The following is a 16885-nucleotide window of genomic DNA, read 5'->3' as shown; positions in this document are numbered from 1 at the left end:
CTTGTTCTGTTATACCCCGCTTTTTATTACCCCTCACCCGGCCTTCGGCCACCCTCTCCCGCAAGGGGCGAGGGAAAAGTGAAAAGGGGGTTGACAAATCAAAAAAAAAAACGATAATAAGGTGTCAGCCAAAAACAACAAGGTGGAGATCCCCGAGTCCTCGCCGGACGGGCAAACTCGGGGATGACACCTTAGTTAAGGAGCAAAAATATGAAAAATACAAAAGCATTTACGTTAATAGAATTACTGGTGGTCGTGTTAATCATCGGCATTTTGGCCGCCGTGGCATTACCGCAATACCAAAAAGCCGTTATCCGCGCACGGTATAAACAGGCCGTCCTGTTGGGGGATGCGTTTTTGAAAGCGCAACAAATTTATTATATGGCTAACGGAGAATATGCAAATACCTTTGAAGATTTATCTATTGATTTTCCCGCCCCCAGCAAAACAGCTACTGCGAGCAATTACATCTATTCGTGGGGACATTGTAATATAAGTAGTGGGGAATTATTACAGTGCTGGCCCACTCAAAGTCCCTGGTATCAAGCCAGCAGTTCGGGAAACGGTAACTGGTGCGTAGCAGAGGTAAACAACAAATTGCACCAAGAAATATGCAAAGCGGAAACAGGAAAAACATGGTACACAACCCACGGCACAACTACGTATAAATATTATCAATATTGATTTTTACAAATACGGTTTTATTTCTTTATACACGCGCTGGGCAACAATCTCGTACCCCGCCGCGTTGGGGTGGATCAGGTCCGACTTTAATTTGCGGTTATTGAAGATGCCCCGTATAATTCCGGGTACAAAAACGGCTTGTTTTTCTTTGGCAATTTTTTTGTAGGCCGACGTGTACGGCCCCATTTGCGGGCCGCCCGTATCTACAATCACGGCAATGGCTCCCGCCGCTTGTACTTCGTCCACAATTTGTGCCACCGCACGTGCCGCACCCTCGTGGCCGAGGTTGCGGATGCGGTCGTTCGCGCCAAATTCAATAAGCACCATGTCCGGGTTTTCCGCAAGCACTTGCGGCAGGCGCGTAGGCGCGTTTACTGCCGTATCACCCGACAAACCCAAATTGATAATCTGCTTTCCGCTTAATCTTGCCAGTACCGCCGGGTACGATTTGGCAACTCCCCCCGCGCCGTAACCCGCCGTTAAACTATCGCCAAACGCCACTATTTTTTGCACAGGGCGTCCCGCATTTTTGATGGTAGATTTTTTCCCCACCAAATACCAAATTCCCAATACTACTACAAAAACGATTATCCACATTTTCATATTTTTATTATAAAATAAAATTATGAAAAAAACATTAACCACCGCACAAATAAACACTTTATTAGACGCGGCCCAAGCGGCGCGGGAAAATTCTTATTCGCCTTATTCCAAATTTAAAGTCGGCGCGGCCGTATTAACGGACGACGGCCAAATTTTTTCCGGTACTAATATAGAAAATTCTTCCTACGGTTTAACCGTCTGCGCCGAGCGCAACGCTATCTTTGCCGCCGTGGGAGCCGGACACCGCCGTTTCAAAGCGTTAGCCCTGATTACCCAAAAAATAAAAGGCCAAAAATTTAACTCCCCTTGCGGGGCTTGCCGCCAAGTGATGAGTGAATTTTTCGCCCCCGATACGCCTATCTACATTGCTGTTTTAGACGGAAAAACCCGCACCGCTTACTGTAAAAAATTCAGCGAGCTGATGCCGTTTCCGTTTGACAAATTTACGGAGAAATAAATGAAAAACATTTTAGTTACCGGCGGAGCCGGATATATCGGTTCGCACACCGTGCGTATGTTAGCCGCGCGCGGATATAACCCCGTGATACTGGACAACTTGTCCAAAGGACACCGCGAGGCCGTCGCTCCGTATCCGTTTGAACAAGCCAACATGCAAGACCAAGCACGCGTCAGCGAAATTTTACGGAAATACCACATTGAAGCCGTTATGCACTTTGCCGCCCATATTGAAGTGGGCGAAAGCGTACAAAACCCCGCCAAGTATTACGCCAATAATACCGCCGGCACATTGCGTTTGTTGGAAACACTGGTAGAAAATAAAGTGCCTTATTTTATTTTTTCGTCCACGGCGGCGATCTTCGGCGAGCCGGAGCAGAAAAAAATAGACGAAAACCACCCCAAAAATCCCATTAACCCTTACGGACAAAGCAAACTCATGGTAGAAAAAATACTGGCCGATTTTGACACGGCTTACGGATTAAAATCTACCGCACTTCGTTATTTTAATGCAAGCGGTTGTGATGATTCGGGCGAGATTGGCTCATCATACGAACCGGAAACCCACTTGATCCCGCTGATTTTGCAAACCGCCCTGGGCAAACGCAAAAGTATTAAAGTGTTCGGCACCGATTATCCCACGCCAGACGGCACGTGCATACGCGATTATGTACACGTCAACGATTTGGCACGCGCGCATATTTTGGCCTTGGAAAAAATGGAAAAAGATAACGTCAGCGAGCGGTTTAATTTGGGCAGCGGTAACGGACACAGCGTAGCGGAACTAATCGCTAAAGCCAAAGAGATTACCGGGATAGATTTTCCCGTGGAGTATGCCCCACGCCGCGCGGGCGACCCCGCCGTATTGGTGGCCGATAGCGCAAAAGCCGAGCGCGTGCTAAATTGGAAACCGCAATACGATTTAACACGCATTATCCAAACCGCGTGGAATTGGGAACAGCACCGGAAATACTAATTATTCTTGCACCCGTGCTGATCCACAGACAAACTTTATTTTAAATAATCACAGGTCCACGATTCGGGGGTAGTATACGTGTAGTGATTACACGCATTACGCGTTTTGCCCGTTTCTTGCAAACACACCTGTAAAGCCGTTTCATTACGGGCCGAACAAGTCCTCAAACCGCGGGCGGTATTGGAATTAACAAACCGTTTGGCATACCCAATACCCGCCCCGGTATGTGTACACTCCGTAAAATTGTTAGTGTGATTGGGACTCCAAAAAAGCGCACAATTTCCCCACGTGTATTGCGCCCGAAAGTACCCGCTTCCGGCCCCCCAACTATTATCTTGTGGTTCTAAATTAGTGCTGATAGGAGTGGGAAAATCTATGTCCATTTCATCAAAAGTCCGCGGATAATCTCCGGTGGACATATAATAGGCCTCTGCCGCCTGGTTGGTACTTGCTACCAAATGTTTAAGCGTGCTCAGGCGGCTTTTTGTTACTGCGCGCTGATATTGCGGCAACGCTACCGCCGCCAAAATACCAACAATTAAAACTACCACTAATAATTCAATCAGCGTAAATGCTTGTTTGTTTTTCATACAACCTCCTTTGTTTCATTAAATAAAATGTAGCAAAAAAAAAACGATGTCAAGTTTTTATTTTTCTCTCGCGTTGTCCCGCATTTTTGCCGCCCGCAGGGTCGGGATGACGAGCGAGAGAAAAATATATACAGAAAGCCCCCTTGCCGGGGGCAGGCGTAAGGCCTAAAACCTCCGTGTGTTTTTAGAGCGAAGTTTCAACAATAGGGAATTTCATTGACGGTACTTTTATTGGTCTTGCCGGGGATTCTGATCCGACAAAAAGCGCGAAACAAATAATTTGTTTCGCGCCTGTTTGCAAAAGCAACTAAAAACTAGGTCCGCGGTTTGGCCCGCTTAGGTGTAATAAACCGCGCCCCCGGTATCTTTTTCAACAACCGCTTGAGTTGGCTGTAACGGTTACGCCACCAGCGAAAACGCGCCACCCGTGCGGTCAATTTCCCCGGCATAGCCGCGGCCTGTTCATAAAACCTCACAAAATGTTTCAGTTCCGCTTCGTTGTGAAATGGTTGCATCAAATTCACGCTTTGCAAAAAACCGCGTATCGGTTTATTTTTAAACACAAAACGGTTCACATCAATCAACGTAAAGTCGTATCCTTTTTCATCGTGCGTGTATAAGATATTATTTAAAATGTAGTCGCGGTGCATAAGCCCTTTGGCGTGCTTGGCGGCCGTATAATGCGCAAACGCCCGGATAAGGTCTTTGTTTTGTTTATCCTGCCCCACCGTGCGGGCATTGTCCACAAATTCCCCGGCAGAATAAGATTCCCGGATAAATCCGTCTTGGCGGACAATTACATAACCGTATTGCGCAGGCGTTTTGAAACCGCGGGCCAAAATTTTGGCAGCGTTTTCGTAAGTGCGTTTTGCTTTTGGTGTGCGCAAACCCAACGAATATAAAACACGGTTTAAGAAAGGAGGCACACTGTATTTTTTTACACATACCGTGCGGCCCTCTACCGTAAAAGTTTTAATCTCGTTACGGCCTTTATAAATAGTTTTGCCTTCACTCGTAAACATTTCCGGCAAACGCGCCAAAAAATCTTTAGGAAGAACCGACGCAGCAGACTCTACCACTTCATAAGAAATCGTATGTTTCATCACAGAGGTTCCGACAATAAGGTTAACCGATTATTTATTATACAAAATTTCGGTTACTCCCAACGCGCAAGGCCCCGCCAAAAGTAACCGAAAAATACGTTTCTTTACCGGATAAAGTTCGTCGCTATAAACTCTTCGCGCTCCGGCACACCGTATACGTCTTTACCCAGTCCGATAGATTTAATTAAAAACGCCATATTGTGCGCCAACGTACGCAAGCTTTGCATTCCTTCTTCATCTTGCAATACTTCACCGGGTTTTTGTCCGTATACGCAGTTCCAATACTGGCCGGCAGCCACCGGCATCCCGCTAATAAAAAAATATTTATTGAGTTGGTCAAACACCGAGGTATGCCCCCCGCGCCGTCCCACAACTACACTCGCCCCTACTTTCATAGCTTTATCAAAACACGTGCTGAAAAATAAGCGGTCCAACACGGCACACAAGGTAGCATTGGCCCCCGCGTAATACACGGGGCTGCCAATTACCAGGCCGCTGGCTCGTCTGAATTTAGGAGCAATTTTATTGACAATATCGTCAAACGCGCATTTACCCAACTTGGCGCAAGCATAACACGCAGTGCAACCGTGTACCTTTTGGTTACCGACGGTAATAATCTCGGTTTTGATGTCTTCCGCCTCCAACACTTCCGCCATTTCACGCAAGGCCAGTGCAGTATTACCGTTGGTGTGCGGGCTGCCGTTTAACATAATAACTTTCATAAAATTACCTCCTAAAATTTTCTAAATTGTAGCAAGAAAAAAACAAAAAAATCAAGTAAAAAACAATTATTTTTTAAGTGTTTTGCCAAATTTATTTTACTTTTAGCGCAAAAAATTATAGAACAAATTATAGAACAAAAATAAAAGTTATACAGGAGCGCGTATGAAAGCTTTGCATCCGAAACAAGAAAAATTGTTGGAAATTTTAAAGTCGCACATTGCCGATCCTCTGACGATGGAAGAACTGGCCGAACAGCTAAACGTAAGTGCCAAAAGTGTGGTCTTTCATCACATTAAGCAATTAGAGAAAAAAGGGTTTCTAAAACGTAACCCGGCCAACCCGCGCGACTATATGATTTTAAAAGACCCGGAAAAAAATGTGATTTATCTAAAAATGTACGGTATGGCTAAATGCGGCCCGGCGGGTACGATTTTGGACGGCACCCCTACGCGCATTGTGCCGGTGGACCCCAGTATGATTTATTTTCCGGCGTGCAAAGGATTTATGGTAGAGGCCAAGGGCGATTCTATGGAGAGTTTAATTTCTCCCAAAGATTGGCTGATTGTAGAACAAAGCCACCAACCCAAAAATAAAGACGTGGTGGTGTGCGTCAACAACGGCGAAGTGCTTGTCAAACGCTTTACCAAAGACGGGGCCAATATAATTTTGCAATCGGAAAACCCGCACTACACGCCGATCGTGGCCGACAAAACATCTTTTCACGTAGAGGGTATTGTGCGAAGTATTATTAAGCGCAATTTCTCGTGCTAGATCTTCCTGAGATGTTGCCTTAGCGCACTAAGGCAACTAGTCGTAACCTCAACCGGGGCTATTTACATAGCCCCGGTTTTTTGTACGAAAAAAGGACATTTGCCTTTGTTGTTTATCCGCCCGATAGCGAGACCCTGCGGGCCGCCCAAAAGCGTTAAAACAAGTAAAAATTTTTCATGTTTGAGCAAAGCGAGTTTGAAAAATTTTCTTGTTTTAACTGCTTTTTATGAGCGTGGGCGGCGGTCTTTTGCGAGCTTTTCTGCCGTCAGAAAAGCGAAAAGGGGGTTGACAAATCAAAAAAAAAAAACAATAATAAAGTGTTGGAAAAAGATAACAAGGAGCAAACAATATGAAAACAAATAAAGCATTTACTTTGATTGAACTATTAGTCGTCGTGCTTATCATCGGTATTTTAGCGGCGGTGGCGCTGCCGCAATATCAGAAAAGCGTCTATAAAAGCCGGTACACGAACTTGAAAATTCTGGTACAAGCCATTAGACAAGCCGAAGAAGCGTATTACCTGGCTAATGGCTCGTATACTGGGCAATTTGGAGATTTAGATATAGAAATTCCAACGCATTCCTATATCACTTGTCAATATCATAATGGACAATTTTGCATTACCTGCGAAGATTCCCGTATTAAAATGCGCTACGGAGTAGATTTACCTTTCTCTTCCCGATATCCAAACAAAGCACATTGCTTACCGGTAAGTGGAACTAACGAAGACGGTAGTATACAAAGTAAAATTTGCCAAATGGAAACCCAAAATACGCGCGGTCTAAACAATGCTTTTTGGTATGATGTTCCCCCCGCGGAATAACCCCTTCTCAAACAAACAGGCCCTAAGAAATTAGGGCCTGTTACCAAACAACAAGGATGTTTTTATGGAAAGCTATTCAATCACTACTACGGAGCGTCCGTCCTTGGACGGGCTATACGGGTCTTGGCGGTTTTCGCCGTCAATTACATATAAGAACTTATACGTGCCGGGCAAGATAGAAAGCGTCGTTTCCCAATGCCCGTTTTTCTTCGTCAAATTTTGCGGTTTGGACATGGTAAACCCGCTGACAATTTGCACTTTTTTACCCTCGCCAAACCATTTAAACGTCACGCGGCGGTATTTGCTTTTTGGGTTTTTCACTACCACTACGCTTACCTTTTTTTCGTCCGGCGTTTGTGTTTTAGCAACCGGTTTTTCCGCCGGGATTTCCTCCGCAGCGATAATTTCAGCCACCAGCGTTTCTGCCGGTTTTACTTCTTGGGCCGGCTGAGCGGGCTGGGCTTTAGGTTCTTCTGTCACGCTTACCACTTCTTCCAAAACGGTTACTTGCGCGGGCTCTTGTGCAGTAGCCGTTGTTTCTTGTACGGGAGCGGGTCTAATGGCAAACAAATACGACGAAAAGTGTTTGTACAAAAAGAAACCAAACACGCATAACAAAACGATATCTACAATAATGAGAAAAAGCCAAAGATCTTTATTTCCGGCAGGTTTGGCATCTAAATCTAAATTTTCGTTTTCCATAGTTATCCCGTGTTAAAAAAGCGGGCGAAGGGAATCGAACCCTCGTCTAAAGCTTGGGAAGCTTCCATTCTACCATTGAACCACGCCCGCATCACGTAAGCGTTTTTAATGCTACTTTATTTTAGCAAAGTTTTTTATCCGCGCACAACTATTTCTTTTCCGCCTTTGCAAGTGTGCGGATAAAGGCCAGTGCCTCTTTTTTATCTTGCACTTTCCCCTCTACTTGCGCAACGGCTACGGCTTCCAACAGCTCGCCGATTTTCGGGCCGGACGGAATATGCAAAGCATCCATAATATCGCGCCCGGTAATCACGCGTGAAGGGCGCACCACGCGCGGGTGCTCAAAAAATTTATTAAATAGTAAAGAAAGCACTTGCAAATGTCTGAGGGTTTTACCGACGGCGGCTCTCTTTTGCGCTTGGGCCAAACTCATCAGCGGGTCTTGGCTATGGGGCAAAATACGGCGCAGTTGCGCATCGCTAACATAACTGGTGTAATCGGCCCAACATAAAAATAGTAACGCAATAGCCGCATCGCCCAAATCGCGGAAAAAGTGATACGCGCCCTTATCGGTGATAAAATCGTTACTGGCCAGATTGCTCGGGCGCAAATGCTCGCCGATCATGGCACAGATAAGGCGCATGTCCGGGCGGCTGTAATGTAAACGCTCTAAAATTTTACGCGCCATACGCGCGCCTTGTTGTTCGTGGTAAAAAAAGCGCAAACGTCCGTCTTTCATTTTAGCCGTGGACGGTTTAGCCACATCATGCAACAGCGCGGCCATTTTAAAAAGCGGTTTTTGCAACGAATAGATTTGCAACTTTTTGGCATACTTGGGGAACGCTTGCGCGATGTGGTCTAGCAGATATTCCATACGCTTAAATACCAATAACGTATGTTTGAGTACGCCGCCTTTACCGTAATATACTTCGGCACACGCGCGTTGCGGGGCTAACTCCGGAAACAGAGCCGTTAAAAGCCCGCACGTATCCATAAGCACTAAATTTTCATACGCTTTAGACGTGTTAAATAAACGCGCCAGTTCTTCGTGGATACGCTCGCCCGCGGGTTGGGTAATAAGCGCGGCGTGTTTTTTAATAAGTTTTAACGTAGAAGGATCAATGGTAAATTTCAGCTCTGCGGCCGAGCGAAACGCGCGCAACATCCGCAACGGGTCTTCCGCAAATACACGCGGGTTGGTGTGACGGATCAGTTTATGTTTTACGTCGGTTAGTCCACCTGCAAAGTCCACTATTTTTTTTCGTTGCAAGCGTTTGAGCAAAATGTGCGCATTTCCGTTTTTCTGTGGGGTAATTTGAATTTGAGGCAAGGCAGTAACCGGATAAGCAAGTGCATTAAACGCAAAATCGCGCCTAAGCAAATCGGCCTTTAGATCGTTGCCTTGATAGGCCGTTAAATCAATTTGAATTTTATTTTTGTGGGTAACGAGCCGCCATACGCCGTACTCGGCGTCCATTTCAAACGTGGCAGCTTTTAATTTTTTGGCGAGTGCCAAAGCGGCCGGTTTTACGTCGGCAGGCGGTAAAGTTAAATCAATATCGCAAGACGCACGCTTGAGTAAACTGCTACGCACAATCCCGCCCACATAATACGCCTGGGGAACAGTATCGGCAAGCACGCGCGCTAGGTCAGCCCGCGCATCCTTAGGCAAGGGTTTCCTCCGCAGCAGGGGCGGCCGCCGTGCGCGCGGCCAACTTGGCTACGGCATCTTTGCGTAGTTCGCGTTTTAAAACTTTTTGGAGCGCATTTTTCGGTAATTTTTCTACAAACTCAAAATCGCGCGGACGTTTGTAGTTATCCAAATGCGTTTTTAAGAACATGCGAAATTCTTTTTCGTTAAGTTCCACATCTTCGCGCTTAACGGCGTAGAGTTTAATAAATTCACCGCCGCGGCCGTCCGGCACGCCGATAATGGCGCACTCAGCTACCGCCGGATGTTCGCAAATAATGGCTTCCACCTGGGCAGAAAATACTTTCAACCCTTTAATAATAATCATGTCTTTTTTGCGGTCTTTAATAAAGATAAAACCGTCGTCATCTATTTCTACAATATCGCCCGTTTTAAACCAACCGTCCGGTGTAAACGCATCTTTGGAGGCGGCTTCGTTGCCCCAATATCCGCGGAACACGTTAGGTCCTTTGACGCAAAGCTCGCCTTCGTGGTTGCGGGGCACTTCGTTGCCGTTTTCGTCCAACACAAGCGTACTGACTGCCGGCAAAGCAGGGCCCACCGATTTGATTTTTTGTAATTCTTCGGTATTGACGCTGACAACCGGACTCGTTTCGGTAAGCCCGTACCCTTCCAATATCGGCACGTTGAATTTTTGTTCAAAGCGGTCTTTGATTTCTTGCGTAAGCGGAGCCGCACCCGATACGCAAAACCGGATATTTTTAAACGGCCAGAAACGCAAATAAAGTTGTTTTAAACCTTTGGCTTCTTTGGAAAGTACCGCGTAAATTTGCGGCACGGCCAACATCAAGGTTACATTTTCCGATCCCATAGCGCCTAACCATTTACTGGCCGGCATGACGTTGGCGACGATGACCACCTTTAACCCTAAATAAAGCGGGATAACCACACACGTCGTCCACGCAAACGAGTGGAACATGGGGAGCAGACACAAGAAAACATCATCATCGTTAATCTTAAAAATTTGCGCACAGGAAATGACGTTAGAGGCCAAATTACCGTGTGAAATCATCGCTCCTTTGGGCAGGCCCGTCGTGCCGGACGTGTAAAGAATAAACGCCAAGTCATCCAGTCCTGCTTGCGGGGAAGCAGTTTCATCGTGGAACGTAGATTTTTCAATTTGTTCCCAAAACAGTTGTACTTTGTCGCACCCGGCAGCGGAAGAGGGCACTTCGTCGGTCGTAAAGATATAGTTGACCGTCGGCGTATCCGGTACAGCTTTTACGTAATGGCGCAAAAATTCTGCCTGCGTTACGACGGCCTTGGCTCCGGCGTTATTTAAAATAAATTGGATTTCCTCTTGTTTAGTGACCATGAAGTTTATCGGGATACTCACAGCCCCTAATTTATAAAGCCCGTAGTTGGCTATTACCGTATCAATGGCGTTGCGGTGCACGATACCGACGCGGTCCCCCTTACGAATGCCGTGTTCAAAAAACATATCGGCGGCGCGGTCCACCTTCATTAAAAGTTCATGGTAAGAGACTTTCTTGCCGCTGCCCGCTTCCACCAACGCAACACGGTCCGGGAAACGAAAAGCACTATCGGCCAGTGAAGTATATAAATCTTTGCGACGAATCATAATCAAGCACCTCTTATAAAATTAGGACTATACCTATATTGTATAAAAATCAGGCCTGTCTGGGGTCTAAAATATCTCTAAACGCATCTCCCAAGAGATTCCACCCGAGTACAAATAGGAAGATAGCCGCCCCCGGCACCGCCACCGTGTACCAATAGGCCAGCGGGTTTTGCGCCGTGCCGAGCACCCAGTTGCGCGCCATGGCAATGAGTTGCCCCCAATCGGCTGTACCCGGCTGAGCCCCAAGCCCCAAGAAAGATAAAGACGCCGCCGTCAGCACCACATAACCGATATCCAAACTGGCTACTACAACGGAAGGATAAATGGAATTGGGTAAAATGTGCCTTAGCAAAATACGCGGCCCGCTAGCTCCCAACGTGCGCGCGGCAGTTACATAGTCACGCCGTTTGACGGATAGAATATCCCCGCGTATGAGCCGCGCGTAAGAAGGCCATGCCACCGCCGTTAGCGCGATCATCATGTTTTTAATGTCCGGCCCCAACATCGCGGCAATCACCATAGCCAGTACAAGCGACGGCACGGCAAACACTACATCGGTCAGCCGCATTAACACTTCGTCCACTTTACCGCCAAAATACGCGGCCACGGCTCCCACGATAAGCCCGATTAAAAAGGCAAAAAACGTAACGGTAATACCCACCTCAAACGCAAGCCGCGTTCCCCACACGACTCCGTAATACAAATCGTATTGCTGTTCGGTGGTGCCGAGCCAGTTTTGCGCAGACGGCGGCTGCGGGGCGATAGCATAACTTTTCTGCGGCATTTGGTACGGGTTATGTGGGTTTTGTACCGGAGCAAGCACCGGAGCAAATAACGCTACCAACAAGAAAAATGACACCAAAATAAAACCCACGAGCGAAGTTTTATTGGTATAAATGCGTTTAAAGATACGGTTTTTTAGCATAATCAATCTAACCGGATACGCGGATCTACCGCCGTATATAAAATGTCCGAAAGTAAATTACCCAACACAAACAGCACCGCTACCATCAGCGAAAACCCTAAAATACCGGCAATATCTAACTGTTGCGCGGCGAGCACGCCAAAGCGTCCGATGCCGGGATAATCAAAAATCGTTTCCACAATTACCGTCCCGCCCAAAAGACGGATAAACTGGATACTGGCTAACGTAATCACGGGGATAATAGCGTTTTTTCCGGCGTGTTTATAAATCACTTGTCCCTTGCTAAGTCCTTTGGCGCGCGCGGTACGGACGTAATCTTTGTTTAATTCCTCTAGCATACTGGAGCGCATCACGCGCACCATAAGCGCAAACGAACCGATACACAAAGTAACGGCGGGCAACACTAAATGGGATAACACATCCATAAACACACGCCCGTTGCCGTTTAGTAACGCATCAATGAGTAAAAATCCGGTGTAGGTATGGAAGTTCGGGCCGTGGATAATCATATCGGTTTGAAACGAATATCCCCCCGGCGCAAACCACCCGAGTTTGCCGTAAAAAAACATCAGCAGTAAAAGCCCGAGCACAAAAATCGGAAGAGAAAACCCGCCCACACTAATAACGCGCGCTAAACTGTCTTGCCATTTATCTTTATGTACGGCAGAAAACGCCCCAAACCACACGCCGAAAAACACTACCAGCATCATAGTAACCAATGCGAGTTGCACCGTAGCGGGCAGATATTCTTTGAGTGCTTTAGCTACGGGCATATTCGCGCTGGGGCTATATCCCAAATCGCCGTGAGCTACTTGGCTAAGCCACCGCCCGTATTGCTTAAATACATTGTCACGCAGGCCGTACTGCCGGATAACTTCCTCTAACGCACCCATTTGGCGCGGATCTTTAACGTATAAAGAAGCGCGCATTTCGGGGCTGAGCCGTTGGGTCAGGAAGAATAACAAAAATGTCACTCCCAGTACCACAAGCGGCAACAGTAAAAGCCGGCGGACAATGTATCTAACCATAAACTTCCTTACTTTCTATAAGACGTAACAGCCGCCCACGTCAGTTCCGCGGCCGCGTAAAACTCTTTTAAAATAAGTTTTTCATGCACGGTGTGGCAATTATACACACCCACGCTTAAATTAGGCACGGTAAACCCTCTGCCGGACAGCACATTTGCATCACAACCGCCGCCGGAAGAACGCGGATAGAGCGGCATGTTGAGCCGTTTAGCCGCCGCCAGTAACGCTTTTACCACGGGGTGAGATTTGGAAATCTGCACCGCGGGATAACGCGAGGTCGCTTTAAAATCTACGACCGGTTTACAAATTTTTCCGTCAATTTTCTTGGTGTATTTTTTGACAGCCAACTCAAACGCTTTTTTCATGTGTGCGGTTTGTTTGGCCAGTTTTTCGGCTTTTAAACTGCGCGCCTCGCCGATGAGGGAAATTTTTTCCATCACGGCGTTAGGCACTTGGCCGCCTTGCACGGCCCCGAAGTTGGCGACCGTTTCTTTATCAATGCGCCCTAACTTCATGTGCGAAATAGCATACGCCGCTACTTCCAACGCCGAAATACCCTTTTCCGGGCAAGCCCCTGCGTGGGCGGAAATTCCGGTAATTTCTACCACCACATCATTAACCGTCGGGCCTTGAATTAAAAGTTCGTCGCCGTTTTCGTTATCTAAAATCATCCCTTCGCGGCCTTTTAATTGTTTGTAGTCTAAATTTTTAGACCCGTGCATACCGCGCTCTTCACACAGCGTAAAAATAACTTCCACGGGCGGGTGCGGAATTTTTGTTTCTTTGAGCGAGCGGAGCACCTCTAAAATAATGGCTACTCCGGCTTTATCGTCCGCTCCTAAAATTGTTTTCCCATCGGAAACAATGCTGTCTTTTTTGACAACGGGTTTAATACCTTGGCCGGGTTTAACCGTATCTAAATGGGCCACCAACACAAACGGGGCACTTTTCACCGTCCCCGGGAAGAACCCCATGACGTTTCCTTTGGCATTGGTATCAAATTTTTTCCCGGCGTTATCTACTACTACGCGGCAGCCGAGTTTTTTAAGTTCCGCGGCGGCGTGTTCTTGCATTTTTTTCTCGGTGCCGGATTCGCTGTCAATCTTCACCAGTTGCAAGAAGGTATCTACTAAACGTTTTTGGTTTATATTCATTGTACGTCTCCTTTTGTAAATTGCACACACGCGCAAAAGTGTTGCGGCGCGGCGGCTTGAAAGGGGGGCACGGCTTGGCGGCATTTTTCGCTTGCACGCTCACAACGCGGCGCAAAAGCGCAACCGTTGGGCACGTCGGCACCCGGCTCGGCAAGCGGTTTAGCCAACGGACGGCCTACTTGCGGCACGGCCCGCAGTAACGCTTGCGTATAAGGGTGCAACGGTTTAGCAAATAATTCATCCGCCGGGGCCATTTCCACAATACGCCCCTTATACATCACGGCAATATCATCACACAAAAAACGCGCTACGGCAAAATCGTGCGTCACAAAAAGCATAGACAACTTGCGCGCTTTTTTAATATCGCTAAGTAAATTTAAAATTTGTGCCTGCACAGAAACGTCCAACGCGGAAACGGGCTCATCGGCAATTAAAATTTGCGGGTCCAACGCCAAAGCGCGCGCGATGCTGATACGTTGGCGTTGTCCGCCGGAAAATTCGTGTGGGTAGCGGTCCAAATACGAAGGAGCCAACCCAACTGAAGTAAGCAAATCTTGTAAAAATTGTTCGCGCTGTTTTTTATCCGGGTGCAACCCGTGGATATCTAACGGCTCGCTAAGCAGTTGGCGCACCGTCATACGCGGATCCAAACTGGAGTACGGATCTTGATACACTACTTGCATGTGGCGGCAAATTTTTTTGCGCCCGGCCCGGTCTAAACCGGCGATATCTTGTCCGTTGACAAGCACCGTTCCCGCGGTGGGTTTTTCTATCCCCAGTAATACTTTGCACAGCGTGCTTTTGCCGCAACCCGACTCGCCTACTAGCCCAAGCACACGGTTTTGCGGCAACGAAAGCGTAACGTCTTTAAGTACCGGCACGGCCGAACCTTTACCAAAGAGCCATTTGTGGCGGTAATAGGTTTTATACAAATGGGTAATTTCTACGCACGCACTCATTTGGTTGACTCCCAAAAACAACGCACTTTCCGCGCGCCGATTTCCCGCAAAGGCGGCAAAGATTGGCGGCATTTGTCCGTTACGTGCGGACAACGCGGCGCAAACGGACACCCCGCAAAATTTTCCCCCGCTACGGGCGGCTGACCGGGTATAGCCGGCAAACGCTCGGGCCGCGTGTTGACAGACGCAAGCGACGCAAGGAGCCCTTGCGTATAGGGATGTAACGGTTTAGCAAACAATTCATCTGCCGGGGCTTGCTCCATGCAAAGCCCGCCGTACAACACTAAAATTTCATCCGCCACTTGGCTGGCTAAGGCCAAATTATGCGTAATAAAAATGACCGACATGCGCGCTTGCTCTTGCAGTTGTTTGATAAGGCGCACGATTTGGGCTTGAATAGTAACATCCAAAGCCGTGGTCGGCTCGTCCGCAATTAAAATATCGGGCGAAAGGGCTAAGGCCATAGCGATCATCACGCGTTGGCACATACCGCCGGAAAATTGAAAGGGATATTCGTCTAACCGTTTTTGCGCGTCTGTAATGCCGACTTTTTCCAGTAACTGCGCGGCCTCTTGACGGGCTTGTAATTTGGTTATTTTTTTATGGGCAAGGAGTGTTTCGGTCAGTTGTTCGCCGATAGTTAAAACGGGGTTTAAACTGGCGGCCGGGTCTTGGAAAATCATAGAAATTTGTTGCCCGCGTACCCGTTGCAACTCTTTTTCTGTGCACGCGCTTACATCTTTTCCTTTGTACAACACTTCGCCACCGCTGATTTGCGCTCCCGGCGGGAGTAACCGCAAGATAGAAAGTGCATGCACCGTTTTGCCGCTGCCCGACTCGCCCACCACGGCCAGCACTTTCCCGGCGGGGAGCGAATAGGAAAGCCCGCGCACCACGGGCACGGGTTTTTTATCTACCGTAAAAGAAACTTGCAAATCTTTTACTTGTAAAACGGGAGCTTCGCGCATATACTTTATTATACCAAGTTGAACGTGGTACTATACACGCGTTTTTGTTATGTGAGCAAAACTTTTTATTGCGGGCGGGCGCGGCCGGTGTGTACGATGTTTTTTAAATACGCGATCAGTTCCGGCATTTCAAAATCAGACGTAACCGGGGGATATTGCCCAACGATATTATAGGAAAGCAGCCAACTGTTATTGGTGCTTTCGGCAGAATTAGAAATAACGGGTATGTTCAAGTGATGATTATACACATACATCGGCACTTCTAACAAAGACCGGGTCCAAATGTCTGCCAGCGCCAAATCTAACAAAATAACGTCTACAAAGTCTGAACGTTTTGCCAAAAATTCTTTGGCTTCTTCCGGCCCGGCAATATATTTGAGAGTGACGGTTGGGTCATCCAGTCCGTCGTACATTCGCTCATATATCCAAGGATCGTCGTTGACAACTAAAATACGCAGCGGCTTATCGCGCCACGGAGCATTATCCGGCATGACAAACGGTTTTAAACCACCGCCGTATCTGCGTGAACGAAACTGATAGTCGGTTACGTAATTTTCTTCAAAGTAGTCCGGCTGACTCTCGGCCCATTCCTGCGCGGTTTTGTGTTGCTCCATCGTAGACAGAGCAAAATTTTCGCGACGCGTTAAATTAGTAACCGGCAAATTTTGCGCTTGCGCACGGCGGGAAACGATCCCCTTAGTTATGTTGCGAAACGATAAATACGTGCCCAACCACTCTTGTAATTCGTCGCGGGACATTTTTTCGGCGATATAAGAGGGCATATCGTAAGCGGTGGCCTCCAGTTCCAAACTCTCGCGCGAGCGTTTGGCCGGGCTTGCCACTACACGCGGCGTTGGCTCAAGCGCGGGTAAAGAAACGGGCGCGTGCCAAAATTCCATATTACCCATACGATGAAATAACGCCGTCGTACTCATCGGTTGCAACGGCACTTGCACGGCGGCCCGTTGCACGGTGTTTGTCAGCTCAGCATTTGCAGGACGGCGCAAATGAAACGCGCGCAACGGATTTTTTAACAAAGGGAATTTTTGGGCGTTTGCAAAAGAAACACCCAACAAAATAATCAAAGTTACTATAAAATGCTTTTTCATACTAGTATTGTAGAAAAA

18 protein-coding genes and 1 tRNA gene are annotated in these 16885 nt (G+C 47.5%); 5 read left to right on the top strand and 14 right to left on the bottom strand.

Features of this window, described 5'->3' with window-relative positions; translation table 11 throughout:
• Positions 1 to 210 precede the first annotated feature (210 nt).
• The gene (locus tag ACQY2W_RS01550) at positions 211 to 684 is read left to right on the top strand and encodes a type IV pilin protein (protein WP_428048822.1); all 474 of its coding nucleotides are present in this window, start codon (positions 211 to 213) and stop codon (positions 682 to 684) included.
• A gap of 3 nt (positions 685 to 687) precedes the next feature.
• On the opposite strand, the gene ACQY2W_RS01545 is transcribed toward ACQY2W_RS01550, so the two are convergent.
• A complete protein-coding gene (locus ACQY2W_RS01545; protein ID WP_428048821.1) occupies positions 688 to 1287 on the bottom strand; it encodes a GDSL-type esterase/lipase family protein in 600 nt (199 codons plus the stop codon).
• Between the two features lie 22 nt (positions 1288 to 1309).
• Between ACQY2W_RS01545 and cdd the strand changes: the two genes are divergently transcribed.
• Positions 1310 to 1744: a cytidine deaminase gene (cdd, locus tag ACQY2W_RS01540; protein ID WP_428048820.1), complete on the top strand. Its 435-nt coding sequence runs from the start codon at positions 1310 to 1312 to the stop codon at positions 1742 to 1744.
• Complete coding sequence (gene galE, locus ACQY2W_RS01535; RefSeq protein ID WP_428048819.1) at positions 1745 to 2719, top strand: UDP-glucose 4-epimerase GalE; 975 nt, start codon at positions 1745 to 1747, stop codon at positions 2717 to 2719. It begins immediately after the preceding gene.
• Between the two features lie 35 nt (positions 2720 to 2754).
• Here galE and ACQY2W_RS01530 read toward each other — a convergent pair whose 3' ends face one another.
• From ACQY2W_RS01530 to ACQY2W_RS01520, 3 genes are all read right to left on the bottom strand, one after another.
• Positions 2755 to 3309 (bottom strand): type IV pilin protein, encoded by a 555-nt coding sequence (locus ACQY2W_RS01530; protein ID WP_428048818.1) that lies wholly within the window; start codon positions 3307 to 3309, stop codon positions 2755 to 2757.
• Between the two features lie 314 nt (positions 3310 to 3623).
• Positions 3624 to 4412, bottom strand: a complete 789-nt coding sequence (locus ACQY2W_RS01525) for a lipopolysaccharide kinase InaA family protein (RefSeq protein ID WP_428048817.1) — start codon at positions 4410 to 4412, stop codon at positions 3624 to 3626.
• A 104-nt stretch (positions 4413 to 4516) separates the two neighbouring features.
• Positions 4517 to 5134: a flavodoxin family protein gene (locus ACQY2W_RS01520; RefSeq protein WP_428048816.1), complete on the bottom strand. Its 618-nt coding sequence runs from the start codon at positions 5132 to 5134 to the stop codon at positions 4517 to 4519.
• Between the two features lie 163 nt (positions 5135 to 5297).
• Between ACQY2W_RS01520 and ACQY2W_RS01515 the strand changes: the two genes are divergently transcribed.
• Entirely contained in the window at positions 5298 to 5906 is a 609-nt protein-coding gene (locus tag ACQY2W_RS01515; protein ID WP_428048815.1) for a LexA family protein, read from the top strand.
• 349 nt (positions 5907 to 6255) lie between these two features.
• Positions 6256 to 6729 carry a type IV pilin protein gene (locus ACQY2W_RS01510; RefSeq protein ID WP_428048814.1) on the top strand — a complete coding sequence of 158 codons (474 nt, stop codon included), beginning with the start codon at positions 6256 to 6258 and terminating at the stop codon, positions 6727 to 6729.
• 72 nt (positions 6730 to 6801) lie between these two features.
• Here ACQY2W_RS01510 and ACQY2W_RS01505 read toward each other — a convergent pair whose 3' ends face one another.
• The 10 genes from ACQY2W_RS01505 to ACQY2W_RS01460 all read right to left on the bottom strand — a co-directional run bounded on the left by ACQY2W_RS01505 (position 6802) and on the right by ACQY2W_RS01460 (position 16867).
• Positions 6802 to 7431, bottom strand: a complete 630-nt coding sequence (locus ACQY2W_RS01505) for a hypothetical protein (protein WP_428048813.1) — start codon at positions 7429 to 7431, stop codon at positions 6802 to 6804.
• Between the two features lie 19 nt (positions 7432 to 7450).
• Positions 7451 to 7521: transfer RNA gene (locus tag ACQY2W_RS01500), tRNA-Gly, on the bottom strand.
• 58 nt (positions 7522 to 7579) lie between these two features.
• Complete coding sequence (locus ACQY2W_RS01495) at positions 7580 to 9103, bottom strand: HD domain-containing protein (RefSeq protein ID WP_428048812.1); 1524 nt, start codon at positions 9101 to 9103, stop codon at positions 7580 to 7582.
• Entirely contained in the window at positions 9096 to 10724 is a 1629-nt protein-coding gene (locus ACQY2W_RS01490; RefSeq protein WP_428048811.1) for a class I adenylate-forming enzyme family protein, read from the bottom strand. The genes ACQY2W_RS01495 and ACQY2W_RS01490 overlap by 8 nt, the downstream gene beginning before the upstream one ends.
• Positions 10725 to 10773: 49 nt before the next feature.
• Positions 10774 to 11649 carry an ABC transporter permease gene (locus ACQY2W_RS01485; protein ID WP_428048810.1) on the bottom strand — a complete coding sequence of 292 codons (876 nt, stop codon included), beginning with the start codon at positions 11647 to 11649 and terminating at the stop codon, positions 10774 to 10776.
• Between the two features lie 2 nt (positions 11650 to 11651).
• Positions 11652 to 12677 (bottom strand): ABC transporter permease, encoded by a 1026-nt coding sequence (locus tag ACQY2W_RS01480; RefSeq protein ID WP_428048809.1) that lies wholly within the window; start codon positions 12675 to 12677, stop codon positions 11652 to 11654.
• An 8-nt stretch (positions 12678 to 12685) separates the two neighbouring features.
• Positions 12686 to 13831 (bottom strand): M20/M25/M40 family metallo-hydrolase, encoded by a 1146-nt coding sequence (locus tag ACQY2W_RS01475; RefSeq protein WP_428048808.1) that lies wholly within the window; start codon positions 13829 to 13831, stop codon positions 12686 to 12688.
• Complete coding sequence (locus ACQY2W_RS01470) at positions 13828 to 14805, bottom strand: ABC transporter ATP-binding protein (RefSeq protein ID WP_428048807.1); 978 nt, start codon at positions 14803 to 14805, stop codon at positions 13828 to 13830. The genes ACQY2W_RS01475 and ACQY2W_RS01470 overlap by 4 nt, the downstream gene beginning before the upstream one ends.
• The gene (locus ACQY2W_RS01465) at positions 14787 to 15758 is read right to left on the bottom strand and encodes an ABC transporter ATP-binding protein (protein ID WP_428048806.1); all 972 of its coding nucleotides are present in this window, start codon (positions 15756 to 15758) and stop codon (positions 14787 to 14789) included. Before ACQY2W_RS01465 ends, ACQY2W_RS01470 begins: the two co-directional genes overlap by 19 nt.
• Positions 15759 to 15823: 65 nt before the next feature.
• The gene (locus tag ACQY2W_RS01460; protein WP_428048805.1) at positions 15824 to 16867 is read right to left on the bottom strand and encodes a hypothetical protein; all 1044 of its coding nucleotides are present in this window, start codon (positions 16865 to 16867) and stop codon (positions 15824 to 15826) included.
• Between the last annotated feature and the right edge of the window lie 18 nt (positions 16868 to 16885).

The sequence above is a fragment of the Candidatus Avelusimicrobium caledoniensis genome, from assembly GCF_902756455.1.
In the GTDB taxonomy this organism is placed as follows: Bacteria; Elusimicrobiota; Elusimicrobia; order Elusimicrobiales; family Elusimicrobiaceae; genus Avelusimicrobium; species Avelusimicrobium caledoniense.
Note: the sequence above shows the minus strand (reverse complement) of the source record. Positions and strands in the feature narration are given on the sequence as shown.

Excerpts from the sequence above, each read along its gene's own strand:
- ACQY2W_RS01550 (WP_428048822.1), top strand. The coding sequence starts at position 211 with ATGAAAAATACAAAAGCATTTACGTTAATAGAATTACTGGTGGTCGTG.
- ACQY2W_RS01465 (WP_428048806.1), bottom strand. The coding sequence starts at position 15,758 with ATGCGCGAAGCTCCCGTTTTACAAGTAAAAGATTTGCAAGTTTCTTTT.
- ACQY2W_RS01530 (WP_428048818.1), bottom strand. The coding sequence starts at position 3,309 with ATGAAAAACAAACAAGCATTTACGCTGATTGAATTATTAGTGGTAGTT.
- ACQY2W_RS01505 (WP_428048813.1), bottom strand. The coding sequence starts at position 7,431 with ATGGAAAACGAAAATTTAGATTTAGATGCCAAACCTGCCGGAAATAAA.
- ACQY2W_RS01510 (WP_428048814.1), top strand. The coding sequence starts at position 6,256 with ATGAAAACAAATAAAGCATTTACTTTGATTGAACTATTAGTCGTCGTG.
- ACQY2W_RS01485 (WP_428048810.1), bottom strand. The coding sequence starts at position 11,649 with ATGCTAAAAAACCGTATCTTTAAACGCATTTATACCAATAAAACTTCG.
- ACQY2W_RS01460 (WP_428048805.1), bottom strand. The coding sequence starts at position 16,867 with ATGAAAAAGCATTTTATAGTAACTTTGATTATTTTGTTGGGTGTTTCT.
- ACQY2W_RS01490 (WP_428048811.1), bottom strand. The coding sequence starts at position 10,724 with ATGATTCGTCGCAAAGATTTATATACTTCACTGGCCGATAGTGCTTTT.
- cdd (WP_428048820.1), top strand. The coding sequence starts at position 1,310 with ATGAAAAAAACATTAACCACCGCACAAATAAACACTTTATTAGACGCG.
- ACQY2W_RS01480 (WP_428048809.1), bottom strand. The coding sequence starts at position 12,677 with ATGGTTAGATACATTGTCCGCCGGCTTTTACTGTTGCCGCTTGTGGTA.
- ACQY2W_RS01545 (WP_428048821.1), bottom strand. The coding sequence starts at position 1,287 with ATGAAAATGTGGATAATCGTTTTTGTAGTAGTATTGGGAATTTGGTAT.
- ACQY2W_RS01515 (WP_428048815.1), top strand. The coding sequence starts at position 5,298 with ATGAAAGCTTTGCATCCGAAACAAGAAAAATTGTTGGAAATTTTAAAG.
- ACQY2W_RS01475 (WP_428048808.1), bottom strand. The coding sequence starts at position 13,831 with ATGAATATAAACCAAAAACGTTTAGTAGATACCTTCTTGCAACTGGTG.
- ACQY2W_RS01520 (WP_428048816.1), bottom strand. The coding sequence starts at position 5,134 with ATGAAAGTTATTATGTTAAACGGCAGCCCGCACACCAACGGTAATACT.
- galE (WP_428048819.1), top strand. The coding sequence starts at position 1,745 with ATGAAAAACATTTTAGTTACCGGCGGAGCCGGATATATCGGTTCGCAC.
- ACQY2W_RS01525 (WP_428048817.1), bottom strand. The coding sequence starts at position 4,412 with ATGAAACATACGATTTCTTATGAAGTGGTAGAGTCTGCTGCGTCGGTT.